This window comes from Microbacterium jejuense (assembly GCF_019511665.1).
In the GTDB taxonomy this organism is placed as follows: Bacteria; Actinomycetota; Actinomycetes; order Actinomycetales; family Microbacteriaceae; genus Microbacterium; species Microbacterium jejuense_A.
The window spans coordinates 1-24,850 of the sequence record NZ_JAEUAW010000022.1 but is presented as its reverse complement, the minus strand read 5'-3'; the positions used below and the strand labels follow the sequence as shown (position 1 = coordinate 24,850).

The following is a 24,850-nucleotide window of genomic DNA, read 5'->3' as shown; positions in this document are numbered from 1 at the left end:
GGGAAAGCGGCGCCTCACGCGCCGAAGAGTACGGTGCGCCCCCGCGCGCCGCTGGGATCGGCGCTTCAGCGCCGCTATGGGGAGGACAGTCGTGCCTGAAGCACGCAACAAGAGAACATTGAAGGCGCTCTGGGGCGCCCTGATCGCCGCTGCGCTCGTCGTGGCCCCGATGGTCACCGCCGGCGCATCCGCGGCTCCGAAAGACAAGCCGACGGTCGACGCCGTCGCCGAGTGGCCCGCAGACACCGTCGGTGTCAAGGGAGACCTCGTCGAATGGACGCAGGAGAACAACCACGCCGACTTCTGGGAGACCTACACCGGTCACGAGATGGTCTGCTACGACGGCGAGAGCCGCTCGCACGGTTCCGTCACCGGCAACGGTCTCACGGTGACCCTGGAAGAGTTCGACCCGGAGTGGACGACCGGCGACCACTGGGAGCTGCTGGTCATCAAGGCCGGGAGCGACTGGAACGACGTCATCGTGCATCCTGAAGCCGGTGTCGCGTACGCATCGCCGCCGAACGCGAGTGGCAACCAGGCGCAGGTGTCGCACTGGTTCGTCTGCAAGGGGACGACGCCCCCCGAGGCAAAGCCTGACCCGATCTCTACGCAGAGGTCCGAGACGGTCTTCGTCTGCGCCAGCAAGGTCGCCCAGATCACGACCACGACCACGACCACCGACTACCTGTGGGACAAGATCGTCAAGAAGTGGGTCCTCGGCACCCCGGTCGTCAGCCAGCCGGTCGTCACCGAGCGTCCGCTGACTGCCGAAGAGCTCAAGACCTGCCCGACGAACACGATCGTCACCTACGGCGAGTGGGAAGACGGGACCTGGGTATGCGGTGACACCACCGTCGAGCAGACCCGCACGGTCACCACGACGGTGGGCGAGGCTCAGCCTGTCGTCACCACCGAGACGCAGACCCGCGACCTGACCCAGGAGGAGATCGGCACCTGCCCGCTCGTCCCGGGCGACATCGACGCCGTCTGCGTGGGCGACGTGCCCTACCTCGGCTACGGACTGACGCTGCCCGCCGGCTTCGTGCCCAGCAGCAGCACGCCGGTCACGATCACGTTCCTCAACCCCGATGGCGAAGACTACGTCGTCGAGAACCAGCCGCTGAGCGGTGAGCTGCTCTGGCCCGGCGCCTCGGCCGGCGAGCCGAAGATGTGGCCCGGCTGGGAGCTCGTCGACGGCGAGTACGCGCAGACAGACGGCAACTACGCGTGGACGCGCGAGGGCGTCACGGTTCGTTTCGAGGTGAACCCGACGTACTCGACCGAAGTCCAGTACCCCGAGGCGAGCGCCGAGTGCGCCAACCCGCCGATCGGCGGCCCCGAGGCCACGCCCGCGGCGGCACCCGCAGCCTCCGGTGACCTGGCGGTCACGGGTGGCGGCGTGAGCCCGATCGTGGTCGCCGCCGGCGGCGCCGCCCTTGCGGCCGGTATCGCGGTCGTCACGATCGCCGCCTACCGTCGCCGTCGCGCCGGCACGGAGTGATCCGGTAGCAGCAGTCCCCGAGAGGGCGGTCGCGCATTGCGCGGCCGCCCTCTCTCTTGTCCACATGGGGATTGGTCCCCATATGGCGATGTTGGCGGGTCGTATTAGGGTGCCCGTGGGCCTGATCGGGTCCGCTGGTTTGAGTAAAGGGACGGATCATGGCTGATTTCAAGGCTTCTTATGGCGAGATGGAGTCGATGGCGGGCAAGCTCGACTCGGGTCGTGAAGAGATCGGTGACGTGCTGCGTCGCCTGAAGAGCGACGTGGACCGTCTGCTGGGTGACGACTTCAAGACGCAGCACGCGTCGGGCAAGTTCGGTGAGGGGTACACCGAGCTGACGACGGGTCTGGAGAAGGCGATCGAGGGCATCTCCGACATGGGTGAGTCGCTGCGCAAGATGATGCAGGCGATCAAGGACACCGACCAGGCCCTCGCCGGCAACTGACGCCGTTTCTTCGAGTGGATGCCGGCGGCCCAGGCCGCCGGCATCCACTTCTTCACGTCCGGGGCCAGGGCCGGCTGAGAAACGCCCGAGCATACCCGCGTCGCGACACGCCCGAGTTTGCGACACGCCCGGGCTGCACGTAGACTAGTGAGGTTCCACATTCCTGCGCCCCTTTTGGCGCGCGCAGGATCACTGCCAGGGCAGTGCATAGGCGGCGCAACGCGCAGGGTCCTAGGCCGCGGGCAGCAGAACCACCACATCCAGAATCCACCTCCAGCGGAGCCATGTTCCGCGCGGGCGGAGAACGGATGCCGGGAGCGGCGCTTCGGCGCGGCATCCGGATTGACAGCAGAACAGCGGTGCAGCATCCCTCGACAAGCTCGGGAACCGAGCGGCCGCGAGGAACAGTGCCAGGGCGCTCAGCGCCCATGTGCGTCCAATGCCACAGGGGTATGACGCGAGAAAGAGAGTGAGCAGACAATGGCGGGACAGAAGATCCGCATTCGCCTGAAGTCGTACGACCACGAGGTCATCGACTCGTCGGCGCGCAAGATCGTCGACACCGTGACCCGTGCGGGCGCGACGGTCGTGGGCCCGGTGCCCCTTCCGACCGAGAAGAACGTGATCGCCGTGATCCGTTCGCCTCACAAGTACAAGGACAGCCGCGAGCACTTCGAGATGCGCACCCACAAGCGTCTGATCGACATCGTCGACCCGACGCCCAAGGCGGTCGACTCGCTCATGCGCCTCGACCTCCCGGCCGATGTCAACATCGAGATCAAGCTCTGAGGTTCGACATGGCTGACATCAACAACAAGGTTTCCAAGGGACTGCTGGGCACCAAGCTCGGCATGACCCAGGTCTGGGACGAGAACGGCAAGCTCGTTCCCGTCACCGTCATCGAGATCGCTCCGAACGTCGTGACCCAGGTCCGCACGCCGGAGAAGGACGGCTACAAGGCTGTCCAGATCGCCTACGGCCAGATCGACCCCCGCAAGGTGAACAAGCCCCAGACGGCCCACTTCGAGGCCGCCGGTGTCACCCCGCGCCGTCACCTCACCGAGATCCGCACCGCGGACGCCGCTGACTACTCACTCGGTCAGGAGCTCACGGTGGACGGCACGTTCGAGGCCGGCCAGCTGGTCGACGTCGTCGGCACCAGCAAGGGCAAGGGCACTGCGGGTGTCATGAAGCGCCACAACTTCAAGGGCGTCTCCGCTTCGCACGGTGCGCACCGCAACCACCGCAAGCCCGGTTCGATCGGCGCATCGTCGACCCCGAGCCGCGTCTTCAAGGGCATGCGCATGGCCGGCCGTATGGGTGGCGAGCGCGTGACCGTCCTCAACCTGACGGTGCACGGCATCGACGCCGAGAAGGGTCTGCTGCTCGTCAAGGGCGCCGTCCCCGGCGCGCGTGGCCGCATCGTCTACGTCCGCAACGCAGTGAAGGGTGCCTGATCTCATGGCTGACTCGACTCTCGCGCTCGACGTCGTGAAGGCAGACGGCAAGAAGGCCGGCTCGGTTGAGCTGCCCGCCGCTCTGTTCGACGTCAAGACGAACATCCCGCTCATCCACCAGGTCGTCGTCGCGCAGCTCGCGGCGGCTCGCCAGGGCACCCACTCGACCAAGCGTCGCGGTGAGGTCTCGGGCGCCGGCCGCAAGCCCTTCAAGCAGAAGGGCACGGGTAACGCCCGCCAGGGCTCGATCCGCGCGCCGCACATGACCGGCGGTGGCATCGTGCACGGCCCGAAGCCGCGCGACTACTCGCAGCGCACCCCCAAGAAGATGATCGCCGCCGCCCTCCTGGGCGCGCTCAGCGACCGTGCCCGGGGCGAGCGTCTGCACGTCGTCGAGTCCTTCGGCATCGAGGGCGCTCCGTCGACCAAGGCCGCTGCCGCGGTCCTGACCGGTCTCGGCGCCGTCAAGAACGTGCTCGTGGTCGTCGACCGCACGGACGACATCAGCGTCCTGAGCGTCCGCAACATCCCGTTCGCGCACGTGCTGCCGTTCGACCAGCTCAACGCCTACGACGTTCTCGTCTCGGACGACATCGTCTTCACCAAGGCCGCCTACGACGCCTTCGTCGCGTCGAAGACGGTCGCCACCGAGGAGGCCTCGGCATGACCGCCGTCAACAAGGACCCGCGCGACATCATCCTGAAGCCGGTCGTTTCGGAGAAGAGCTACGGGCTCATCGACGAGGGCAAGTACACGTTCCTCGTCGACCCCCGCGCCTCGAAGACCGAGATCAAGCTCGCGATCGAGAAGATCTTCGGCGTCAAGGTCGCAGCGGTCAACACGCTCAACCGCGCGGGCAAGGCCCGTCGCACCCGCTTCGGCACCGGCAAGCGCAAGGACACCAAGCGCGCCATCGTGACCCTGAAGTCGGGCACCATCGACATCTTCACGGCAGTCGGCTGACGGTCGGGAACGAGGACTAGAGAACTATGGCTATTCGCAAGTACAAGCCCACGACCCCGGGTCGCCGCGGCTCGTCGGTGGCCGACTTCGCCGAGATCACGCGATCGACGCCCGAGAAGTCGCTCCTCCGCCCGCTCAGCAAGACCGGTGGCCGCAACAACCAGGGCCGCATCACCACGCGTCACATCGGTGGTGGCCACAAGCGTCAGTACCGTGTCATCGACTTCCGTCGCAACGACAAGGACGGCGTCAACGCCAAGGTCGCGCACATCGAGTACGACCCCAACCGCACCGCGCGCATCGCGCTGCTGCACTACTTCGACGGCGAGAAGCGCTACATCCTCGCCCCGAACAAGCTGTCGCAGGGCGACATCGTCGAGTCGGGTCCCTCGGCCGACATCAAGCCGGGCAACAACCTGCCGCTGAAGAACATCCCCACCGGTACCGTGATCCACGCGATCGAGCTCCGCCCCGGCGGCGGCGCGAAGCTGGCTCGCTCGGCCGGTGCGTCGGTGCGTCTCGTCGCCAAGGACGGCCCCTACGCCCAGCTGCGTCTGCCCTCGGGCGAGATCCGCAACGTCGACGCGCGCTGCCGCGCGACCGTCGGCGAGGTCGGCAACGCCGAGCAGTCGAACATCAACTGGGGCAAGGCAGGCCGCAACCGCTGGAAGGGCATCCGCCCGACCGTCCGCGGTGTCGCGATGAACCCGGTCGACCACCCGCACGGTGGTGGTGAGGGCAAGACGTCCGGTGGTCGTCACCCCGTTTCGCCGTGGGGCCAGGCCGAAGGCCGCACCCGCCACGCGAACAAGGAAAGCGACAAGTACATCGTCCGTCGTCGCAACGCCGGCAAGAAGCGCAAGTAGGAGTAGAGGAAGATGCCTCGCAGCCTTAAGAAGGGCCCCTTCGTCGACGAGCACCTGCTTCGCAAGGTCGTCGTCCAGAACGAAGCCGGCACCAAGAACGTCATCAAGACCTGGTCGCGCCGCTCGATGATCATCCCGGCCATGCTGGGTCACACCATCGCCGTGCACGACGGTCGCAAGCACATCCCCGTGTTCGTGACCGAGACCATGGTCGGCCACAAGCTGGGCGAATTCGCGCCCACCCGCACCTTCCGCGGCCACGTGAAGGACGACAAGAAGGGCCGCCGCCGCTGACGCGGGGGCAGAGGAGAGAGAAATGGTGGAGTCCATCGCACGCGTGCGACACATCCGCGTGACCCCTCAGAAGGCTCGTCGTGTCGTCGCGCTCATCAAGGGCAGGCAGGCTGAGGAGGCCCTGGCCATCCTCAAGTTCGCGCCGCAGGGTGCGAGCGAGCCGATCTACAAGCTCGTCGCCTCGGCGATCGCGAACGCTCGCGTGAAGGCCGACAAGGACGGCGAGTACCTGGACGAGCAGGACCTGTACGTGAAGAACGCGTACGTCGACGAGGGCACGACGCTCAAGCGTTTCCAGCCCCGCGCGCAGGGTCGTGCGTTCCAGATCAAGAAGCGCACCAGCCACATCACCGTCGTGCTGTCGACCCCCGAGGTCGCCGAGACGGCGGAGGCTGGCAAGAGCAAGAAGGCGAGCAAGTAATGGGACAGAAGGTTCACCCGTACGGCTTCCGCCTCGGCGTCACCACGGACCACGTGTCGCGTTGGTTCTCGGACTCGACGAAGCCGGGACAGCGTTACGCCGACTACGTGGCCGAGGACATCCGGATCCGCAAGCTGCTGCAGACGCAGCTCGACCGCGCCGGCGTCTCGAACATCGAGATCGAGCGCACCCGTGACCGCGTCCGCGTCGACATCCACACGGCCCGCCCGGGTATCGTGATCGGTCGCCGCGGCGCCGAGGCCGAGCGCATCCGCGCCGACCTCGAGAAGCTCACCGGCAAGCAGATCCAGCTGAACATCCTCGAGGTCAAGAACCCCGAGGCCGACGCTCAGCTCGTCGCGCAGGGCATCGCCGAGCAGCTCACCGCTCGCGTGGCGTTCCGCCGCGCGATGCGCAAGGGTCTGCAGGGCGCGCAGCGCGCCGGCGCCAAGGGCGTCCGCATCCAGGTCTCCGGCCGCCTCGGCGGCGCCGAGATGAGCCGCTCGGAGTTCTACCGCGAGGGTCGTGTGCCGCTGCACACGCTGCGCGCGAACATCGACTACGGCTTCTACGAGGCGAAGACCACCTTCGGCCGCATCGGCGTGAAGGTCTGGATCTACAAGGGCGACCTGACCAACAAGGAGCTCGCACGCGAGCAGGCCAACGCGCCGAAGTCGGACCGTCGTCGTGACGACCGTCGTGGCCCGCGTGGCGACCGCGGCGAGCGTGGCGGCGACCGCCGCAACGAGGCCCCCGTGGCAGAAGGAGCGTCGGCGTAATGCTCATCCCCCGCAAGGTCAAGTACCGCAAGCAGCACCACCCCGGCCGTAGCGGCCAGGCCACCGGCGGCACGAAGGTCTCCTTCGGCGAGTTCGGCATCCAGGCGCTGACCCCCGCTTACGTGACGAACCGTCAGATCGAGTCCGCTCGTATCGCGATGACCCGTCACATCAAGCGTGGCGGCAAGGTGTGGATCAACATCTACCCCGACCGTCCGCTCACGAAGAAGCCGGCCGAGACCCGCATGGGTTCCGGTAAGGGTTCGCCCGAGTGGTGGGTCGCAAACGTCAAGCCGGGTCGCGTCCTCTTCGAGGTCGCCGGCGTCAACGAGCAGCTCGCTCGTGAGGCCCTGACCCGTGCCATCCACAAGCTGCCGCTCAAGGCACGAATCATCAAGCGCGAGGAGGGCGACGCGTAATGGCGATCGGCACCAAGACGCTCGCTCCGAGCGAGCTCGACACGTTCGAAGACCAGCGCCTCGTCGAGGAGCTGCGCAAGGCCAAGGAAGAGCTGTTCAACCTGCGCTTCCAGTCGGCCACCGGCCAGCTCGAGAGCCACGGCCGCATCCGTGCGGTCAAGCGCGACATCGCGCGGCTCTACACCGTGATCCGTGAGCGCGAGCTCGGCATCCGTGCCACGCCCGCGCCGCTGGAGACCGCGACGAAGGCGAAGAAGACCAAGGCCAAGAAGGCGGACGCCGCCGACGAGGCTGCGAAGGAAGAGGCCGAGTGATGGCTGAGAAGAAGCAGGCCGCTGAGGTCGAGCACGGCGCACACGACGTCCGCGACGCCGACGCCCGTGGCTACCGCAAGGCGCGCCGCGGCTACGTCGTCAGCGACAAGATGGACAAGACCATCGTCGTCGAGGTCGAGGACCGCGTGAAGCACCCGCTGTACGGCAAGGTCATCCGCCGCACCTCCAAGGTCAAGGCGCACGACGAGGGCAACACCGCCGGCATCGGCGACCTCGTCCTCATCAACGAGACCCGCCCGCTGAGCGCCACCAAGCGCTGGCGTCTGGTGGAGATTCTGGAGAAGGCCAAGTGATTCAGACTGAGTCCCGCCTCAAGGTCGCCGACAACACCGGCGCCAAGGAGCTGCTCACGATCCGCGTGCTCGGCGGCTCCAACCGTCGTTACGCCGGCCTGGGCGACATCATCGTCGCCACGGTCAAGGACGCGATCCCGGGCGGAAACGTCAAGAAGGGCGACGTGGTCAAGGCCGTCGTCGTCCGCACCGTCAAGCAGACCCGTCGTGCCGACGGTTCCTACATCAAGTTCGACGAGAACGCCGCCGTCATCCTGAAGAACGACGGGGAGCCCCGCGGCACCCGCATCTTCGGCCCGGTCGGCCGTGAGCTTCGCGACAAGAAGTTCATGAAGATCGTCTCGCTCGCACCGGAGGTGATCTGACCCCATGGCCAAGATCAAGAAGGGCGACCTGGTTCAGGTCATCTCGGGCGCCAAGCCCGAGCGCGGCGGCGACCGCGGCAAGCAGGGCAAGGTCCTCGAGGTCCTGTCCGAGCAGAACCGCGTCATCGTCGAGGGCGTGAACTACGTCACCAAGCACAACCGCGTCGGCCAGTCGCAGCGCGGCACCAAGACGGGCGGCATCGAGACGATGGAAGCCCCGATCCACATCTCCAACGTCGCGCTCGTCGACCCCTCGACCAAGAAGCCGACCCGTGTCGGCCACCGTGTCGAGGAGCAGACGAAGGACGGCGTGAAGCGCACCGTCCGCGTGCGCTACGCGAAGAAGTCAGGCAAGGACCTCTGAACATGAGCACCACCACTGCCGTGGAGGCTGGCAAGATCCAGCCCCGCCTGAAGCAGAAGTACAACGCCGAGATCAAGAAGGCGCTGCAGGACGAGTTCGGCTACGCGAACGTCATGCAGATCCCCGGCCTGGTCAAGGTCGTCGTGAACACCGGTGTCGGCGAGGCCGCTCGCGACAGCAAGGTGATCGATGGTGCGGTCGACGACCTCACCAAGATCACCGGTCAGAAGCCGGTCGTCACCAAGGCTCGCAAGTCGATCGCGCAGTTCAAGCTGCGCGAGGGCCAGGCCATCGGCGCGCACGTCACCCTCCGCGGTGACCGCGCGTGGGAGTTCCTGGACCGCCTGGTCAACCTCGCCCTGCCCCGCATCCGCGACTTCCGCGGTCTGTCGGCCAAGCAGTTCGACGGTCACGGCAACTACACCTTCGGTCTCCAGGAGCAGTCGGTGTTCCACGAGATCAACCAGGACAAGATCGACCGCGTGCGCGGCTTCGACATCACTGTGGTGACGTCGGCTTCGACGGACGACGAGGGCCGCGCGCTCCTGCGCCACCTCGGCTTCCCGTTCAAGTCCGAGGACGCCCAGGCGTGACTCGTGGATGCCTCGGCCGGCGCGTCAGCTCTGGCCGAGGCATCCGCTCACATAACTGAATACGGCCATCATGGAAGGTCGTCTGGCGTGTAACGCCAGCCGATACCTCGTGAACGAAGGAACCCCCAAATGACAATGACAGACCCGGTCGCAGACATGCTGACCCGTCTGCGCAACGCGAACTCGGCGCACCACGACACCGTGTCGCTGCCGAGCTCCAAGCTCAAGACCCACATCGCGGACATCCTCAAGCAGGAGGGCTACATCTCGTCGTGGGAGGTCAGCGACGCACGCGTCGGCCAGACCCTCACGCTGACGCTGAAGTACGGCCCGAACCGCGAGCGGTCGATCGCCGGCATCAAGCGCGTCTCGAAGCCCGGCCTCCGCGTCTACGCGAAGTCGACCGAGATCCCCCGCGTCCTCGGCGGGCTCGGCGTCGCCATCCTGTCCACCTCCTCTGGCCTCCTGACGGACCGCCAGGCCGAGCAGAAGGGCGTGGGTGGGGAAGTCCTCGCCTACGTGTGGTGATCTGACATGTCGCGTATCGGTCGTCTTCCGATCGACATCCCCGCCGGTGTGACCGTCACGGTCGATGGCCAGGATGTCGCCGTCAAGGGCCCCAAGGGCGAGCTCCAGCTCACCGTGGCCCGTCCCATCGAGGTCAAGGTCGAAGAGGCGCAGGTCCTGGTGACCCGTCCCGACGACGAGCGCGAGTCGCGCTCGCTGCACGGCCTGACCCGCACGCTCATCAACAACAACATCATCGGTGTCACCCAGGGCTACTCCAAGGGCCTTGAGGTCGTCGGCACGGGTTACCGCGTCGCGCAGAAGGGCACGGCTGTCGAGTTCGCGCTCGGCTTCTCGCACCCGGTGCTCGTCGAGGCTCCCGAGGGCATCACGCTGACCGTCGAGGGCAACAACAAGCTCACGGTCTCGGGCATCGACAAGCAGGCTGTCGGCGAGGCCGCGGCCAACATCCGCAAGATCCGCAAGCCCGAGCCGTACAAGGGCAAGGGTGTGCGCTACGCCGGCGAGGTCGTTCGGCGCAAGGCCGGAAAGGCTGGTAAGTAACCATGGCTGTGAAGTCGAAGTCCGACGCGCGCGCGCGTCGTCACGCCCGCCTTCGCAAGAAGGTCGTCGGCACCCCCGAGCGTCCGCGCCTGGTCGTCACGCGTTCGTCGCGTCACGTGTTCGTGCAGATCGTCGACGACAGCAAGGGCCACACCCTCGCCTCGGCGTCGACGCTCGAGACCGACCTGCGCACCTCGGACGCTGACAAGACCGCCAAGGCCCGCAAGGTCGGCGAGCTGCTCGCCGAGCGCGCGAAGGCCGCCGGCGTCTCGGACGTCGTGTTCGACCGTGGCGGCAACCGCTACGCCGGCCGTGTCGCGGCGATCGCCGACGGCGCCCGCGAGGGAGGTCTGAACCTGTGAGTGACAACAAGGAGAACATCGTGACCGAGCAGGCAGCTGCCGAGGCCACGGCCGAGGCCGCCACGGCGCCCGCCGAGCGCGAGCGCGAGCCGCGCCGCGGTGGTCGCGAGCGCAGCCAGACCCGCGGTGACCGCGGTGGCCGTGACCGCAACGAGAGCCAGTTCCTCGAGCGCGTCGTGACCATCAACCGCGTCTCGAAGGTCGTCAAGGGTGGTCGTCGCTTCAGCTTCACCGCGCTCGTCGTCGTCGGCGACGGCAACGGTGTGGTCGGCGTCGGCTACGGCAAGGCCCGCGAGGTGCCGCTGGCGATCTCGAAGGGTGTCGAAGAGGCCAAGCGCAACTTCTTCCGCGTGCCGCGCGTCGGCTCGACCATCCCGCACCCGGTGCAGGGTGAGGCCGCTGCCGGTGTGGTGCTGCTGCGCCCCGCCGCCGCCGGTACCGGTGTTATCGCCGGTGGCCCGGTGCGTGCCGTCCTCGAGTGCGCCGGTATCCACGACGTGCTGTCGAAGTCGCTCGGCTCGTCCAACACGATCAACATCGTCCACGCGACGGTGGAGGCCCTGAAGCAGCTCGAGGAGCCCCGTGCGGTCGCCGCGCGTCGCGGTCTCGACTTCGACCAGGTCGCCCCCGCCCGTCTCGTCCGTGCCGAGGCTGAGGCCGCGGCCGCTGCGAAGGCAGGTGTCTGATGGCTGCGCGCCTGAAGGTTACGCAGGTCAAGTCCAAGGTGAGCGAGAAGCAGAACCAGCGTGACACGCTGCGTTCGCTCGGTCTGAAGCGGATCGGCGACTCGGTCGTCCGTCCCGACGACGCGCAGACGCGCGGTTACGTCCGGACCGTCGCGCACCTCGTGAAGGTTGAGGAGATCGACTGATGGCCGAGAAGGCTGAGAAGAAGGCCGAGACGGTCGAGACCGTCGAGGCCCCGAAGAAGGCTGCCGCCAAGAAGCCCGCTGCCAAGAAGGCTCCGGCGAAGGCTGCTGCGCCCAAGAAGGACGCCCCGGCCGCGCGCCCGGGTGTGCTGAAGGTGCACCACCTGCGTCCGGTCCCCGGTGCGAACCAGGCCAAGACCCGTGTGGGTCGCGGTGAGGGCTCGAAGGGCAAGACCGCGGGCCGCGGTACCAAGGGTACGAAGGCTCGCTACCAGGTCAAGGTCGGCTTCGAGGGTGGGCAGATGCCGCTGCACATGCGCACCCCGAAGCTCCGCGGCTTCAAGAACCCGTTCCGCGTCGAGTACCAGGTCGTGAACCTGGACAAGCTCGCGGAGCTGTACCCGGCCGGTGGCGACGTCACCGTCGGCGACCTGGTCGCCAAGGGTGCAGTGCGCAAGAACGAGAAGGTCAAGGTGCTCGGCACCGGCGACATCTCGGTGAAGCTCAACGTGTCGGTCGACAAGGTCTCGGGTTCCGCCGAGCAGAAGATCGTCGCCGCGGGCGGCACCGTCAAGTAATACAGGCACAGTGGGGGTCGGAGCTTGCTCCGGCCCCCACTGGGTTACCCTGGACGTCGGCACACCGTGAGTGCCGGCATCCCCTCTGGAGGAATCCTCTTGTTCAGCGCCATCGCGCGGGTCTTCCGCACTCCCGACCTTCGGCGGAAGATCGCATTCACTCTGGCGATCATCGCCCTGTACCGCTTCGGCGCGCACGTGCCGGCGCCGTTCGTCGACTTCCCGAACGTGCAGGAGTGTCTGCGCCAGTCGTCGGGGACCGAGGGTCTGCTGTCGCTCGTCAACCTGTTCTCGGGCGGCGCGCTGCTGCAGCTGTCGATCTTCGCGCTCGGCGTCATGCCGTACATCACGGCGACGATCATCGTGCAGCTGCTGCGCGTGGTCATCCCGCACTTCGAGACCCTCTACAAGGAGGGCCAGGCGGGCCAGGCCAAGCTGACGCAGTACACGCGCTACCTCACGATCGCGCTGGCGCTCCTCCAGTCCACGACGCTCGTCACGGTCGCCCGCAGCGGTCAGCTGTTCGGCACGACCGGCATCCCCGAGTGCGACCAGCTCCTCACGAACGACGTGTGGTGGGCGCAGCTGCTCATGATCATCACGATGACCGCCGGCACGGGCCTCATCATGTGGTTCGCCGAGCTCGTCACCGAGCGCGGCATCGGCAACGGCATGTCGCTGCTCATCTTCACGTCGATCGCCGCGCAGTTCCCGGTGTCGATGTGGGCCATCTGGCAGTCCAAGGGCTTCGAGGTCTTCCTCCTCGTGCTGGCGGTCGGCATCATCGTCGTCGCGCTCGTCGTCTTCGTCGAGCAGTCGCAGCGCCGCATCCCGGTGCAGTACGCCAAGCGCATGGTCGGCCGCCGCACCTACGGCGGCACCAACACCTACATCCCGATCAAGGTGAACATGGCCGGCGTCGTGCCCGTCATCTTCGCCTCGTCGCTGCTGTACATCCCGGCGCTCATCGCGCAGTTCAACCAGCCGCAGGCGGGTCAGGAGATCCCTGGCTGGGTCACGTGGATCAACCAGTACCTGGTCAAGGGCGATCACCCGCTGTACATGATCCTGTACTTCCTGCTCATCGTCGGGTTCACGTACTTCTACGTCGCGATCACGTTCAACCCCGTCGAGGTCGCCGACAACATGAAGAAGTACGGCGGCTTCATCCCCGGCATCCGTGCGGGTCGTCCCACGGCCGAGTACCTCGACTACGTGCTGACGCGCATCACCCTGCCGGGCTCGATCTACCTCGGTCTCATCGCCCTCCTGCCGCTCATCGCGCTGGCGACGGTCGGCGCCAACCAGAACTTCCCGTTCGGCGGCGCCTCGATCCTCATCATCGTCGGCGTCGGCCTTGAGACGGTGAAGCAGATCGACGCACAGCTCCAGCAGCGCCACTACGAAGGGCTTCTCCGATGACGCGACTCCTGATCGTCGGCCCGCAGGGCTCGGGCAAGGGCACCCAGGGCGTCCGCATCGCCGAGGCGTTCGGCATCCCCGCCGTCTCGACGGGCGACGTCTTCCGCGGCGCGGTGGCGGCGGGCACCGAGCTCGGCCAGCAGGTCCAGGCCATCATCGAGGCCGGCGACCTGGTTCCCGACGAGCTGACCAGCGCCGTCGTGCGCGACCGGCTGTCGCAGCAGGACGCCGCGGACGGGTTCCTCCTCGACGGCTACCCGCGCAACATCGCGCAGGTCGCGCACCTCGACGAGTTCCTCGAGGGCCGCGACGAGCAGCTCGACGCCGTGATCGAGCTCGACGTGCCGCGCGAAGAGAGCATCGCCCGCATCTCGCAGCGCGCCGCCGAGCAGGGCCGCAGCGACGACACCGAAGAGGTCATCGCGAACCGCCTGGCGATCTACGAGCGCGAGACCGCGCCGATCCTCGAGGTGTACCGCACGCGCGGCATCGTCGACCGCATCGACGGCGTCGGCTCGCTCGACGAGATCACCGACCGCATCACCGCGGCACTCGAGGCTCGCGGCCTCGCGCGCGGCGCGGCCGTCTGAGCCGTGGCGCTGCGTCGCTCCATCTACAAGTCGCCCGCTCAGCTGCGGGCGATGGTCGAGCCCGGCCTCATCACGGCGGCAGCCCTCGAGGCTGCGCGTGCGCTGGTGGCTCCGGGTGTGACCACGCTGGAACTGGATGCCGCCGCCTCCGCGCTCATCACGGCCCGGGGTGCGAAGTCCAACTTCCAGATGGTCCGGGGCTATCGCCACACCATCTGCTCGTCGGTGAACGAAGAGGTCGTGCACGGCATCCCGGGTGACCGTGTCCTGGCCGCCGGCGACATCCTGTCGATCGACGCCGGCGCCGAGTTCAAGGGCTGGAACGGCGACTCCGCCTTCACGATCGTCCTGCCCGACGACGAGCGGCCCGACGTGGTCGCCGAGCGGCAGCGGCTCTCGGACGTGACCGAGGGGTCGATGTGGGCCGGCATCGCCGCCCTGGCGACGGCGAAGCACATCGGCGAGGTCGGCACGGCGATCCAGTCCTACATCGAGGCGAACTCGCCCGCGTCGGGCACCTACGGCATCCTCCGCGAGTACGTGGGTCACGGCATCGGCCGCAAGATGCACGAGTCGCCGTCGGTGTTCAACTACCGCGTGCCCGACCCGGGTCCCGAGGTGCGCCCGGGCCTCGTGCTGGCGATCGAGCCCATGGTCGTCATCGGCGACCAGGCCACGTTCGTCGAGGACGACGGCTGGACGGTCTCGACGGTCGACGGCACAGCCGGTTCACATTGGGAACATAGCGTCGCCGTGCACGATGACGGTATCTGGGTGCTCACGGCACCCGATGGGGGAGCCGCGGGACTTGCACCGTTCGGCGTGACTCCGCGCGCGATCGCCTAGGAGGCTCGACACACATGGCAAAAGCACAGGCAGCGAAGAAGACGAACTGGTTCGCGATCTGGGTGACGGTGGGCGTCGTGATCGCCCTCGTCCTGGTCACGGTCCTCGTCGTGACGCTCAACAACGCGGCGGCGCCCAAGCCACTGCCCACCGAGGTGAACACGCCCTCGGCCTCGAACATCGACGCCGAGACGGGCGCGATCCACGTGGGCGAGGGGTCTGACAGCCTCGCGACGTACGTCGACTTCATGTGCCCGATCTGCGGCCAGTTCGAAGAGACGTACGGCTCCGAGATCCAGGGCCTGGTCGACGACGGCAGCATCACGCTCGACATCCACCCGATCTCGATCCTCGACAGCCAGTCGCAGAACACGCAGTTCTCGACGCGTGCCGCCAACGCCGCGTACTGCGTGGCGGTGGCGGATGCCGACAAGTCGCTGCCCTTCCTGCAGCAGATGTTCGCCAACCAGCCCACCGAGGGCTCGAAGGGCCTCACGAACAACGAGATCCTCGGCATCGCGTCCGACGTGGGCGTGAGCGGCATCGACTCGTGCGTCAACGACGGCACCTACGCCGGCTACGTCACCGAGATGACGGCCAAGACGCCGATCCAGCCCGGTTCGACGGGCATCGGCACGCCGACGATCGCGGTCAACGGCGAGGTCATCGCGAACTCGCAGCTGCCGCCCGCGGGCCAGCTGAGCACGCTGTTCGAGTGACACCTGCCGGAAGGGGGATGCCGCGCTTGCGGCATCCCCCTTCCGTCATTCCCGGCCGCGCCGCCCGCCGCCGGCACTCGGCCGCCGCGCCGGCGGCACCGGCCGGCGCCAGGTTGCCGAGGGCTCTTCTATCACGTATGCTTGATCTTTGGTGCGTTGCGCCTGTATTGGCGTGTCGTCGCACCGAATCCCATCCACCGCAGATCGACCGGTCTGCACAACTGTTAGCGAGCGTATGGCGAAGAAAGACGGTGTCATCGAGATCGAGGGCGTCGTGTCCGAGGCTCTGCCCAATGCGATGTTCCGCGTTGAGCTCTCCAACGGACACAAGGTTCTCGCCACGATCTCAGGCAAGATGCGGCAGAACTACATCCGCATCATCCCCGAGGACCGTGTCGTCGTGGAGCTGTCGCCCTACGACCTCACCCGCGGTCGCATCGTCTACCGCTACCGCTAGGCCGGTCGAGAAGTAACACCCCACGCTCCGGCGTGCCCGGTGAAGACAGCGAAGAGAAGAAACATGAAGGTCAACCCCTCCGTCAAGCCCATCTGCGACCACTGCAAGGTCATCCGCCGCCACGGCCGCGTCATGGTGATCTGCAAGAGCAACCCGCGCCACAAGCAGCGCCAGGGCTGAGCTCAGGTTTGGTGGATGCCGCGGGCCGCGGCATCCACTCTCCACAACTGAATACGAACACAGGCAGGATCAGAACCCGCGAGGGGGACACCTCGGGCGGAGGCCCGGGCACCGATCCTGCTCCACACCTCCACTCACTCCCAGGAGAACCGCATGGCACGTCTTGCCGGCGTTGACATCCCGCGCGACAAGCGCGTGGTGATCGCCCTCACGTACATCTACGGCGTGGGCCGTACCCGCTCGAACGAGATCCTCAAGGCGACGGAGATCGACGAGAACATCCGCGTCAAGGACCTCACCGACGACCAGCTCGTCGCGCTCCGCGACTACATCGAAGGCAACTACAAGGTGGAGGGTGACCTGCGCCGCGAGGTCGCCGCCGACATCCGCCGCAAGGTCGAGATCGGTTCCTACGAGGGCCTGCGCCACCGCCGCGGCCTCCCGGTGCGCGGTCAGCGCACGAAGACGAACGCGCGCACCCGCAAGGGCCCGAAGCGCACCGTCGCCGGCAAGAAGAAGGCGCGCTAAGGCGCGGCCCCCAGGATTTAGGGAGAACGCAACATGGCACAGGCCAAGTCCGCCGCGCGCAAGCCGCGCCGCAAGGAGAAGAAGAACATCGCGCTGGGCCAGGCCCACATCAAGTCGACGTTCAACAACACGATCGTCTCGATCACCGACCCGTCGGGCGCCGTCATCAGCTGGGCGTCGTCGGGTGGCGTGGGCTTCAAGGGCTCGCGCAAGTCGACGCCGTACGCCGCCGGCATGGCCGCGGAGTCCGCTGCCCGCCAGGCGCAGGAGCACGGCGTCAAGAAGGTCGACGTCTTCGTCAAGGGCCCGGGCTCGGGCCGCGAGACCGCGATCCGCTCGCTGACGGCTGCCGGCCTCGAGGTCGGCTCTATCCAGGACGTGACGCCGCAGGCCCACAACGGCTGCCGTCCGCCCAAGCGCCGCCGCGTCTGACATCCCGGAGCCGGGGCACCGTCATGGTGCCCCGGCTACCACATGCTTACGGATGCCTCGGCCCGAGGCATCCCGATCAAAACTCAACACCTCACTCACCGCACGTGTCATATAGCGGGCACGTGATCGAAAGGAACACATAGTGCTCATCGCACAGCGTCCCACTCTGACCGAGGAGAAGATCGGGGAGTTCCGCAGCCGTTTCGTCGTCGAGCCGCTCGAGCCCGGCTTCGGCTACACGATCGGAAACGCGCTGCGTCGCAGCCTCCTGTCGTCGATCCCCGGCGCAGCCGTGACGTCGATCCGCATCGACGGCGTCCTCCACGAGTTCAGCACCATTCCGGGTGTCAAGGAGGATGTCACCGAGATCATCCTCAACATCAAGCAGCTGGTCGTCTCCAGCGAGCGCGACGAGCCCATCACCGCGTACCTGCGCAAGACCGGCGCCGGTGAGGTCACCGCCGCCGACATCTCGGCGCCGGCCGGTGTCGAGGTGCACAACCCCGAGCTCGTCATCGCGACGCTCAACGACACCGCCAAGTTCGAGCTCGAGCTCACCATCGAGCGCGGCCGCGGCTACGTGTCGGCCACGCAGAACCGCAACGAGTACGCCGAGGCCGGTCAGATCCCGGTCGACTCGATCTACTCGCCGGTCCTGAAGGTCTCGTACCGCGTCGACGCGACGCGTGCGGGCGAGCGCACCGACTTCGACAAGCTGGTGCTGGACGTCGAGACCAAGCCGTCGATCACCCCGCGCGACGCCGTCGCTTCGGCCGGTCGCACGCTGACCGAGCTGTTCGGCCTGGCCCGCGAGCTCAACGTCGAGGCCGAGGGCATCGAGATCGGCCCGGCGCCGGTCGAGACCGTCCTCTCGAACGAGCTGTCGATGCCGATCGAGGACCTCGACCTGTCTGTCCGCTCGTACAACTGCCTCAAGCGCGAGGGCATCAACACCGTGTCGGAGCTCGTCGCCCTGTCGGAGACGCAGCTCATGAACATCCGCAACTTCGGTCAGAAGTCGGTCGACGAGGTGCGCGACAAGCTCATCTCGCTCGGCCTGTCGCTGAAGGACTCGGTCCCCGGGTTCGACGGCGCGCACTTCTACGGCGGATACGACGACGAGACCGTCTGATCCCCCCGATCGACTTTTCACACTGGAGTAACTGAGAATGCCCAAGCCCACGAAGGGTCCCCGCCTCGGAGGCGGCCCCGCACACGAGCGCCTGCTGCTTGCGAACCTCGCCGCTGCGCTGTTCACGCACAAGTCGATCAAGACGACCGAGACCAAGGCCAAGCGCCTGCGTCCGCTCGCCGAGCGCCTGATCACGTTCGCCAAGCGCGGCGACCTGCACGCGCGTCGTCGCGTGCTGTCGGTCATCGGTGACAAGGAAGTCGTGCACGTCCTGTTCACCGAGATCGCGCCCCTGGTCGCGGACCGTGACGGCGGCTACACCCGCATCACCAAGGTCGGCAACCGCAAGGGCGACAACGCGCCCATGGCGGTCATCGAGCTCGTCCTCGAGCCCGTGACCAAGAAGCCGTCGGCGAAGAAGGCTGCTGCCGCCAAGGCTGCGCCGGTCGCCGAGGAGGCCCCGGCCGAGGAGGCTCCCGCCGAAGAGACCGCCGCCGACGAGACCGCTGAGGTCGAGGCCGGCGCCGAGTCGCAGGAAGAGGGCGCGGCCGCTGAGGCTGCAGCCGAGGACGCCGTCGAGGCTCCCGCCGAGGAGAAGTCCGAGTAATCGGACCCGCCGGGCGTCGCCGCCCGGCACCCTTGCACCGCGAGACCCGTCACCCGTCAGGGTGGCGGGTCTCGCTGCGTCTGGTGAGTGGATGCCGGGGGCCCAGCCCGATCGTGCGGTCGGGGCGTTTCGTCTCGCGAGTCGGTCGCTGAGCGAGGAGCGCCAGCGACGAGACGAAGCGTCGTCGCTCGCTCAACGTCCGACTCCCGGTCGTTGAGCGGAGGGCGCTCTGGCGCCCGCAGATGAAACGCGCTCCGGCACGAGGTCGCCCGTGCCCGCGAGCCGACGGCCTCAGCGGTCGAGGTCGAGGCGCGCCTGCTGCAGGCGCGTGAAGACCTCGGCGCGCTCGCGCCGCTCGTCGGCGAGCTGCTCGATGGCCGCGGCGACGGTGTCGGCGAAGATGCGTCCGCCGGCGTCGCCCGGGTGGATGCGGTCGCCCGCGAGCAGGTCCTCGTGCGGTGCGATGGCGCCGGCCCAGTCCGCCACGACGACGTCGGGGTGCGCGTCGGCGAAGGCCTGGAGGTCGGCGTTGACGCCGGGGATCCAGTCGCGGGGTGCGTAGGCGTTGACGAGCACCAGGCCGCGGTCGCGGCCGAGGTCGGCGGCGATGCGGTCGAGCGCATCGTGGTCGACCGGGCCGTTCGTGCCGAGCGCGACGACGACGTAGCGGCGCAGGCGGCCTTCGGCGGCCAGCCGTTCCACGATCCCCGGACCCGCGCGCATCGGGCGCGACACCTCGGCGTCGACCTCGATGCCCGGAAGCCGCTCCATGAGCCCGGCCGCCGAAGCGAGCATGACGGAGTCGCCGATGGCGCTGATCTGGTCGCCGGTCACGCCGCCGTTGCTCGGCGCCGGCGTGGCTGCCGGGGTCGGGGTGACCTCGGGCGACACCCGGGCCTTCGCGAGAGCACGGCGCCCGGCCTCGACGGCGGCCTCTGCGCTCGACTCGTCCGGGGCGGCGGCCAGGGCCGCGCCCGTCCCGGCGAGCATGAGCACCGCCGCCAGCCCGACGCCCAGCACGCGCAGGCGGGCCCGCGGCCCGCCCTGCAGGCGGCGCCACAGCGCCCGCAGCGACGCCCGGAACCCGAGCCGGCGCACCGGGGTCTCGACGAAGCGGTACGACAGAGCGGATGCCGCCAGCGTCAGCGCGAGCACCCCCAGGCCGACGGGCACGGGCACGACGGCAGCCGTCGTCGATCCGCGCAGCACGGCGAGCGCCAGCACGAGCAGCGGCCAGTGCCACAGGTAGATGCCGTAGGAACGGTCGCCGATCCACCGCAGCGGGGCGATGTCGAGCGAGCGTCCGAACCGAGAGCCGGGCCATACCCCGGCGGTGATGGCGACGGCGCTGAGCACGCTCGCGAGCAGCAGCGCTCCGGGGAACGCCGCACCCGAGCCGGCGGCCGGCAGCGCCGCGACGGCGACGATGCCCGCGAGCGCGACGACGCCCGCGATCTCGGCGGCCCTGCGTGCGATCACGGTCTGCGTCCAGTGCGGGCGGGTGGCGGCATCCACCGATGCAGGATCGGCGAGCAGCGGCACGAGCAGGAACGCGAGGCCCACGCCCAGCAGCAGGCCGAACGCGTGCGTGTCGGTGCCGAAATACGCGCGCGTGAGGTCGCCGCCGCGGGCGATGACGGCGCCCATCCACCCGGCCGAGGCGAGAGCGAGCGCGAACGCGGCAGCGGCACGTGCCCACGTACGCGGAAGCAGCAGGAACAGCGGGAAGATCACGGGCCACAGCAGGTAGAACTGCTCCTCGACCGCGAGCGACCAGAAGTTGCGGAAGAGTTCGGGCGTCGCCGCCGAGAAATACCCGCCGCCGCCAGCGACCGACACCCAGTTGTAGCTGAACGTGGATGCGCCGAGCACCTGTGCGTCGAGCCGCACGAGCACGTCTCCGCCGATCAGCCACGCGAGCGTCGAACACACCGCCACGACCACGGCGAGCGCGGGCAGCAGGCGCCGCGCCCTGCGCTGCCAGAAGCGTCCGAGCGCGACGCGGCCGGTTGCGGCCTGCTCGCGCAGCAGCAGGCTCGTGATGAGGAAGCCGCTGATCACGAAGAAGACGTCGACGCCGACGAAGCCGCCGGGGAGCACGGCCGGCGGGAACAGGTGGTACGCGACGACGAGGATCACGGCGACCGCCCGGAGTCCGTCGAGTCCGGGGAAGCGGGCGGAGGGGCGGGCGGAGGGCGCGATCGACGACATCAGTTCTGCAGCAACGGGAGGACGGAAACCTCAAGTCTACGTCGGCCCGCGGCGGCGCACGGCGGCCCGGCACCGCCGCAGCCGCGGCGCGGGGGCAGCACGCCGCGCCGAATAGAGTGGGGTCGTGCGCATCCGGCTCGACATCGCCTACGACGGCACGCATTTTCGCGGCTGGGCGCGCCAGCCGGGTCTGCGCACGGTGCAGGAGACCCTCGAGACCGCCCTCGCTCGCGTCGTCGGCGGCAGCCCGCGACTGGTGGTCGCCGGTCGCACCGATGCCGGCGTCCACGCGAGCGACCAGGTAGCCCATGTCGACCTCGACGAGTCCCAGACCGAGCGGATGCTGTCACGCCACGCCCGTCCGTCGGCTGCCGCCCAGACTCCCGAGGATCGAGCACACGCGCTCGCCGCGCGCATGACGGGCGTGCTGGGCGCGTACTCCGATGTCGCGGTCACGGGGTCACGCCTTGCCCCCGAGGGCTTCGACGCGCGCTTCTCGGCGGTGTGGCGCCGCTACGAGTACCGCATCGCCGACACTGTGTCGGGCTACGACCCCCTCGAGCGTCACCGCACGACCACGGTGCGCGCCGCCCTGGACGAGACCGCGATGGATGCCGCGGCCCGAGCCCTCATCGGGCTGCACGACTTCGCCGCGTACTGCAAGCCGCGCGAAGAGGCCACGACGATCCGCACGCTGCTCGAGTTCGACTGGCACCGCGATGACGCCGGCGTACTCGTCGCGAACGTCAAGGCCGACGCGTTCTGCCACAGCATGGTGCGCGCCCTGGTGGGCGCCTGCGTCGCGGTCGGCGAAGGCCGGCTCGACGTCGACGACGTCGTCGACATCCGCGACGCGCAGGAGCGCGTGCCCGAGGTGAAGGTGCTCGCCGCGCGCGGCCTCACGCTGACCGAGGTCGGGTACCCCGCAGACGAGCTGCTGGCTCAGCGCGCCGAGCAGACGCGCGCGCGGCGCGCGCTCGACTGATCTACCGGCCCCGCGCGCGGCCGTTAGACTGACCGGACGTTTCGCGCCGGGGCCGATACGGGGGTCGCATGGGCAGGTTCAGCCGCTGGGCTGCAGTCGTGACGGTCGGCGCGCTCAGCGCCACGATGCTCGCCGGGTGCGGCCCGGCGCCGTGGGACATGGGCGGTGGCAGCACTCCGTCCGCGACGGCGACAGCGGTCCCGACCCCGGTGTCGAACGATCTGTCGGGTGGGTCGACCCAGCGGGCGCTGACCGCCGGGCCCGTCACGGCGACGGTCGACTACTGGTCCACACTGTCGATGGACCAGTGGACGCCGGAGGCGATCAAGCCGGTCAGCATCGCGCTGAAGACGACGGTGCAGCCTGCGGACGGCCAGAAGGTGTACCTGCAACGTGCATCGATGACCGCGGTGCCGTCGTCGGCGACAGGACCGCTGGACCCGCTCAAGCCTCAGGTCGATGCCTCGACAGTGAGTCCCGGGTACCTCGTGCTGGACCCGTACAGCTACTCACAGACCTTCAACGTCGGACCCGTGCCCGCCGACGCGACCTCGGTGGCGCTCCAGTTCAGCTACGACTTCCTCGTGCAGACCACGCCGACCTCGAGCGAATACGCCAAGCAGACGGCGACCGACACGATCACGGTAGCTCTGACCGGCTGATCAGCCGTTCGACGATCGTCGCGCTCACCCGCTCCCACCGGTCTCCGCCCTTGCTGCTGGCCAGGCGCGCTGCCTCACGGCCGGTGTAGACAAGGGTGTCGAGGTCGAAGCCGAGCACCGACGTCGGCGCCCATCCCGCGCTCGCGGTCGGGCGGATGGGAAGCGCCCCATCGACGTCCAGCTCCGTGATGCGCTCGAGGGTCGTGCGAAGCAGGTCGCGGACGGCTGCCTCGGCGCGCGGCACCAGTGCGACGACGGCGCCGGCCGACGGCGAGCCCACGTCGGACTCGGCGGGGAACACGTCGCGGACGGTGGCCTCCAGCCTCTCCGACAGCCGCACGAAGGCCGGTGCACCGGCGCTCTGCCGGATGTCGGCGGCGTCATCGAACTCCAGGAAGACGACCGACCAGGGCTCCGAGGACCTCTCCGCCCGCAGCAGGCGCTCGGACGCAGTCCGCTCGAACTGCTGCCACGCCGTCGAGACGGTCGTGGCGCGTCCCAGCCCGCTGTCGCGGGCCGTGGTGCCGACCACGGCGATCAGCGCGCACGCCACGTACACCAGCATCCCTGCCGACGAGATCAGACGCACGAGCGCGAAATCGTCTCCGCCCGAGGGTCGGAACACGAAGCCGGCGATGAAGGTCGCGGTCCCGGTGACGAAGAACGCGATGGACACGATCGCGAGCGGCAGCAGCAGGCGGTCCGCGCGTGCCGCCGAGCCGCGGCGGGCCCAGTCGATGACGAAGAGGGCGGCGAAGACGGATGCCACGAAGAACACGGTGCGGTACGCCGGCGTGAACCACACCAGGTCGCCCGCCAGCCCCAGCGCGAGGGCCGCCCCGACGGCGAGGACCGGGCCTGCCCAGACGTGCGAGCGCATGCTCCACTCCGCGCGGAATCCCGACCACAGCAGTGCCGGCGATCCCATGAGGGCACCGAGTGACGCGCGGCGGAGCGTCTCCATACCGGTGACGTCGCCGGCGACGACGCCGTACGTCGCCACCATCGCGAGCGCGAAGGCGAAGCTCCAGTACAGGGTCGGCCGACCCGGCTTCACGAGGAACGCGATGCCGATCGTGAGCATCGTCGCGAGCGTCGTGATCACCGCCTGGGCGATGCCGAGGTCGACCCCGGACAGGGCAGCGGTCATGACGGATCCCCCTCGGCGAGCGGAGCGACGGTCTCGGGCGGCTCGGCGAGGGGGAGCGTCACGGTCACCGTCGTCCCCACTCCCGCTTCGCTCTCGATCGAGAGCTCGCCGCCGTGCGCCCTCACGATGTCGTTGCTGATGCCCAGCCCCAGACCCGTGCCGCCGGCCTTGTCCTTCGCTCCGGCGGCGCGGAAGTAGGGCGTCAGCACGCGCGGCAGGTCGTCGGCGTCGATGCCGATGCCTGTGTCTGCGACGGTGAGCACGGCCTCACCGCCGTCCACTGCCGCGCGGATCCGCACTTCGCCGTCGCTCTCGGTGTACTTGATCGCGTTGCTCACGACGTTGTCGACGACCTGGCGCATCCGGAAACCGTCTGCGGCGACGGGCAGCGGCTCGTCGGCGCGGACATTGATCGCGATGCCTGCCGAGGCCGCCGTCGCGCGGAACGACGCGACGGAATCGAGCACGATCTGCCGCAGATCGATGTCGTCCAGCTCGTCGCGGCCGCCGAACCCGCGGCGCGACGTGGTGACGAGGCTCTCGGTCATGGTCAGCATGCGGTCGCTCGCGGCGATGATCGACTCGAACCGCTCGCGGGTACGCGGAGCGAGATCGTCGAGTTCGAGGGCGAGTTCGGCGTTGCCGATCATGACGGTGAGCGGGTGCTTGAGCTCGTGCGAGGCCATGGCGGTGAAACGCTCCCGCTCGCGTTGCGCGTAGGTGAGGGCGGTCACGTCGTGCACGAGAAGAAGGATGCCGGCATCCTCGTCGCCGCTCGCGGTCAGGCGTTTCGCGGTCACCGACAGCGCGCGCCATTCGGCCTCCGCCGTGAACAGCCATACCGAGGCGTCGGTGAAGGTCTCGCCACGGGTGGCACGCGCGAACGGACGCTCGGAGGACGGGATGGGCATTCCGCGCAAGCCGGTGTACTCCACAGAGCGGGCGGGGAGGGTG

37 protein-coding genes are annotated in these 24,850 nt (G+C 68.5%); 34 read left to right on the top strand and 3 right to left on the bottom strand.

The genetic code is table 11. From position 1 onward, the window contains the following. Positions 1-91 precede the first annotated feature (91 nt). The 32 genes from JNB62_RS18335 (at position 92) to rplQ (ending at position 18,888) form a co-directional block, all read left to right on the top strand. On the top strand, positions 92-1,501 hold the full coding sequence (locus JNB62_RS18335) for a hypothetical protein (RefSeq protein WP_220302327.1): 1,410 nt from the start codon (positions 92-94) through the stop codon (positions 1,499-1,501). 158 nt (positions 1,502-1,659) lie between these two features. Further along, entirely contained in the window at positions 1,660-1,947 is a 288-nt protein-coding gene (locus tag JNB62_RS18330; protein ID WP_220301130.1) for a WXG100 family type VII secretion target, read from the top strand. A gap of 480 nt (positions 1,948-2,427) precedes the next feature. Then, positions 2,428-2,736 carry a 30S ribosomal protein S10 gene (gene rpsJ / locus JNB62_RS18325; protein ID WP_106816553.1) on the top strand — a complete coding sequence of 103 codons (309 nt, stop codon included), beginning with the start codon at positions 2,428-2,430 and terminating at the stop codon, positions 2,734-2,736. A gap of 8 nt (positions 2,737-2,744) precedes the next feature. Further along, positions 2,745-3,404 (top strand): 50S ribosomal protein L3, encoded by a 660-nt coding sequence (rplC, locus tag JNB62_RS18320; protein WP_109210488.1) that lies wholly within the window; start codon positions 2,745-2,747, stop codon positions 3,402-3,404. Between the two features lie 4 nt (positions 3,405-3,408). Continuing rightward, on the top strand, positions 3,409-4,071 hold the full coding sequence (gene rplD, locus JNB62_RS18315; protein ID WP_220302326.1) for a 50S ribosomal protein L4: 663 nt from the start codon (positions 3,409-3,411) through the stop codon (positions 4,069-4,071). Next, positions 4,068-4,367: a 50S ribosomal protein L23 gene (gene rplW, locus JNB62_RS18310; RefSeq protein ID WP_192635689.1), complete on the top strand. Its 300-nt coding sequence runs from the start codon at positions 4,068-4,070 to the stop codon at positions 4,365-4,367. Before rplD ends, rplW begins: the two co-directional genes overlap by 4 nt. 26 nt (positions 4,368-4,393) lie before the next feature. Continuing rightward, entirely contained in the window at positions 4,394-5,233 is an 840-nt protein-coding gene (gene rplB / locus JNB62_RS18305) for a 50S ribosomal protein L2 (RefSeq protein WP_220302325.1), read from the top strand. A gap of 12 nt (positions 5,234-5,245) precedes the next feature. After that, positions 5,246-5,527 (top strand): 30S ribosomal protein S19, encoded by a 282-nt coding sequence (gene rpsS / locus JNB62_RS18300; protein WP_018171448.1) that lies wholly within the window; start codon positions 5,246-5,248, stop codon positions 5,525-5,527. A gap of 22 nt (positions 5,528-5,549) precedes the next feature. After that, complete coding sequence (rplV, locus tag JNB62_RS18295) at positions 5,550-5,948, top strand: 50S ribosomal protein L22 (protein ID WP_220302324.1); 399 nt, start codon at positions 5,550-5,552, stop codon at positions 5,946-5,948. Beyond that, positions 5,948-6,727 (top strand): 30S ribosomal protein S3, encoded by a 780-nt coding sequence (gene rpsC, locus JNB62_RS18290; RefSeq protein WP_018171450.1) that lies wholly within the window; start codon positions 5,948-5,950, stop codon positions 6,725-6,727. Before rplV ends, rpsC begins: the two co-directional genes overlap by 1 nt. After that, a complete protein-coding gene (gene rplP, locus JNB62_RS18285) occupies positions 6,727-7,146 on the top strand; it encodes a 50S ribosomal protein L16 (protein WP_029145865.1) in 420 nt (139 codons plus the stop codon). Before rpsC ends, rplP begins: the two co-directional genes overlap by 1 nt. Next, positions 7,146-7,460, top strand: coding sequence for a 50S ribosomal protein L29 (gene rpmC, locus JNB62_RS18280; RefSeq protein ID WP_045301493.1), 315 nt, complete (start codon positions 7,146-7,148; stop codon positions 7,458-7,460). The genes rplP and rpmC overlap by 1 nt, the downstream gene beginning before the upstream one ends. Further along, positions 7,460-7,774: a 30S ribosomal protein S17 gene (rpsQ, locus tag JNB62_RS18275; protein ID WP_191172193.1), complete on the top strand. Its 315-nt coding sequence runs from the start codon at positions 7,460-7,462 to the stop codon at positions 7,772-7,774. Before rpmC ends, rpsQ begins: the two co-directional genes overlap by 1 nt. Then, positions 7,771-8,139 (top strand): 50S ribosomal protein L14, encoded by a 369-nt coding sequence (gene rplN / locus JNB62_RS18270; RefSeq protein ID WP_018171454.1) that lies wholly within the window; start codon positions 7,771-7,773, stop codon positions 8,137-8,139. Before rpsQ ends, rplN begins: the two co-directional genes overlap by 4 nt. Positions 8,140-8,143: 4 nt before the next feature. Then, the gene (gene rplX, locus JNB62_RS18265; RefSeq protein ID WP_141892564.1) at positions 8,144-8,503 is read left to right on the top strand and encodes a 50S ribosomal protein L24; all 360 of its coding nucleotides are present in this window, start codon (positions 8,144-8,146) and stop codon (positions 8,501-8,503) included. Between the two features lie 2 nt (positions 8,504-8,505). Then, entirely contained in the window at positions 8,506-9,096 is a 591-nt protein-coding gene (gene rplE, locus JNB62_RS18260) for a 50S ribosomal protein L5 (protein ID WP_220302323.1), read from the top strand. A 129-nt stretch (positions 9,097-9,225) separates the two neighbouring features. After that, a complete protein-coding gene (gene rpsH / locus JNB62_RS18255; RefSeq protein ID WP_018171457.1) occupies positions 9,226-9,624 on the top strand; it encodes a 30S ribosomal protein S8 in 399 nt (132 codons plus the stop codon). A 6-nt stretch (positions 9,625-9,630) separates the two neighbouring features. Further along, positions 9,631-10,167 carry a 50S ribosomal protein L6 gene (rplF, locus tag JNB62_RS18250; protein ID WP_220302322.1) on the top strand — a complete coding sequence of 179 codons (537 nt, stop codon included), beginning with the start codon at positions 9,631-9,633 and terminating at the stop codon, positions 10,165-10,167. Positions 10,168-10,169: 2 nt separating this feature from the next. After that, positions 10,170-10,529 (top strand): 50S ribosomal protein L18, encoded by a 360-nt coding sequence (rplR, locus tag JNB62_RS18245; protein ID WP_220302321.1) that lies wholly within the window; start codon positions 10,170-10,172, stop codon positions 10,527-10,529. A 20-nt stretch (positions 10,530-10,549) separates the two neighbouring features. Further along, positions 10,550-11,215: a 30S ribosomal protein S5 gene (gene rpsE, locus JNB62_RS18240; protein ID WP_374451229.1), complete on the top strand. Its 666-nt coding sequence runs from the start codon at positions 10,550-10,552 to the stop codon at positions 11,213-11,215. Then, on the top strand, positions 11,215-11,400 hold the full coding sequence (gene rpmD / locus JNB62_RS18235; RefSeq protein ID WP_018171461.1) for a 50S ribosomal protein L30: 186 nt from the start codon (positions 11,215-11,217) through the stop codon (positions 11,398-11,400). Before rpsE ends, rpmD begins: the two co-directional genes overlap by 1 nt. Continuing rightward, positions 11,400-11,975 (top strand): 50S ribosomal protein L15, encoded by a 576-nt coding sequence (rplO, locus tag JNB62_RS18230; RefSeq protein ID WP_220302319.1) that lies wholly within the window; start codon positions 11,400-11,402, stop codon positions 11,973-11,975. The genes rpmD and rplO overlap by 1 nt, the downstream gene beginning before the upstream one ends. 99 nt (positions 11,976-12,074) lie before the next feature. Continuing rightward, complete coding sequence (gene secY / locus JNB62_RS18225; RefSeq protein ID WP_220302318.1) at positions 12,075-13,397, top strand: preprotein translocase subunit SecY; 1,323 nt, start codon at positions 12,075-12,077, stop codon at positions 13,395-13,397. Next, positions 13,394-13,987 (top strand): adenylate kinase, encoded by a 594-nt coding sequence (locus JNB62_RS18220; protein WP_220302317.1) that lies wholly within the window; start codon positions 13,394-13,396, stop codon positions 13,985-13,987. The genes secY and JNB62_RS18220 overlap by 4 nt, the downstream gene beginning before the upstream one ends. A 3-nt stretch (positions 13,988-13,990) precedes the next feature. Then, the gene (gene map / locus JNB62_RS18215; protein ID WP_220302316.1) at positions 13,991-14,833 is read left to right on the top strand and encodes a type I methionyl aminopeptidase; all 843 of its coding nucleotides are present in this window, start codon (positions 13,991-13,993) and stop codon (positions 14,831-14,833) included. A gap of 14 nt (positions 14,834-14,847) precedes the next feature. Further along, positions 14,848-15,552: a DsbA family protein gene (locus JNB62_RS18210; RefSeq protein WP_220302315.1), complete on the top strand. Its 705-nt coding sequence runs from the start codon at positions 14,848-14,850 to the stop codon at positions 15,550-15,552. A 235-nt stretch (positions 15,553-15,787) separates the two neighbouring features. Next, a complete protein-coding gene (infA, locus tag JNB62_RS18205) occupies positions 15,788-16,009 on the top strand; it encodes a translation initiation factor IF-1 (protein WP_018171468.1) in 222 nt (73 codons plus the stop codon). A 63-nt stretch (positions 16,010-16,072) separates the two neighbouring features. Next, complete coding sequence (gene rpmJ / locus JNB62_RS18200; RefSeq protein ID WP_005050492.1) at positions 16,073-16,189, top strand: 50S ribosomal protein L36; 117 nt, start codon at positions 16,073-16,075, stop codon at positions 16,187-16,189. Between the two features lie 153 nt (positions 16,190-16,342). Continuing rightward, positions 16,343-16,717, top strand: a complete 375-nt coding sequence (gene rpsM / locus JNB62_RS18195; RefSeq protein ID WP_018171469.1) for a 30S ribosomal protein S13 — start codon at positions 16,343-16,345, stop codon at positions 16,715-16,717. A gap of 33 nt (positions 16,718-16,750) precedes the next feature. After that, positions 16,751-17,149, top strand: a complete 399-nt coding sequence (rpsK, locus tag JNB62_RS18190; RefSeq protein WP_018171470.1) for a 30S ribosomal protein S11 — start codon at positions 16,751-16,753, stop codon at positions 17,147-17,149. Positions 17,150-17,291: 142 nt separating this feature from the next. Then, positions 17,292-18,281, top strand: coding sequence for a DNA-directed RNA polymerase subunit alpha (locus JNB62_RS18185; RefSeq protein WP_018171471.1), 990 nt, complete (start codon positions 17,292-17,294; stop codon positions 18,279-18,281). A gap of 37 nt (positions 18,282-18,318) precedes the next feature. Beyond that, on the top strand, positions 18,319-18,888 hold the full coding sequence (gene rplQ, locus JNB62_RS18180) for a 50S ribosomal protein L17 (RefSeq protein ID WP_220302314.1): 570 nt from the start codon (positions 18,319-18,321) through the stop codon (positions 18,886-18,888). Between the two features lie 291 nt (positions 18,889-19,179). Here the strand turns inward: rplQ and JNB62_RS18175 are convergent, their stop codons facing one another. Further along, entirely contained in the window at positions 19,180-21,099 is a 1,920-nt protein-coding gene (locus JNB62_RS18175) for an acyltransferase family protein (RefSeq protein WP_220302313.1), read from the bottom strand. A gap of 124 nt (positions 21,100-21,223) precedes the next feature. Here JNB62_RS18175 and truA point away from each other — a divergent pair, with 124 nt between their 5' ends. Continuing rightward, on the top strand, positions 21,224-22,084 hold the full coding sequence (gene truA, locus JNB62_RS18170; protein ID WP_220302312.1) for a tRNA pseudouridine(38-40) synthase TruA: 861 nt from the start codon (positions 21,224-21,226) through the stop codon (positions 22,082-22,084). Between the two features lie 68 nt (positions 22,085-22,152). Next, positions 22,153-22,746, top strand: a complete 594-nt coding sequence (locus JNB62_RS18165) for a hypothetical protein (protein ID WP_220302311.1) — start codon at positions 22,153-22,155, stop codon at positions 22,744-22,746. Here JNB62_RS18165 and JNB62_RS18160 read toward each other — a convergent pair. Then, complete coding sequence (locus JNB62_RS18160; RefSeq protein WP_220302310.1) at positions 22,724-23,896, bottom strand: hypothetical protein; 1,173 nt, start codon at positions 23,894-23,896, stop codon at positions 22,724-22,726. The genes JNB62_RS18165 and JNB62_RS18160 overlap by 23 nt on opposite strands. Further along, the coding region (locus JNB62_RS18155) for a sensor histidine kinase (protein ID WP_220302309.1) at positions 23,893-24,850 on the bottom strand (958 nt) is incomplete at its 5' end. The genes JNB62_RS18155 and JNB62_RS18160, both read right to left, overlap by 4 nt.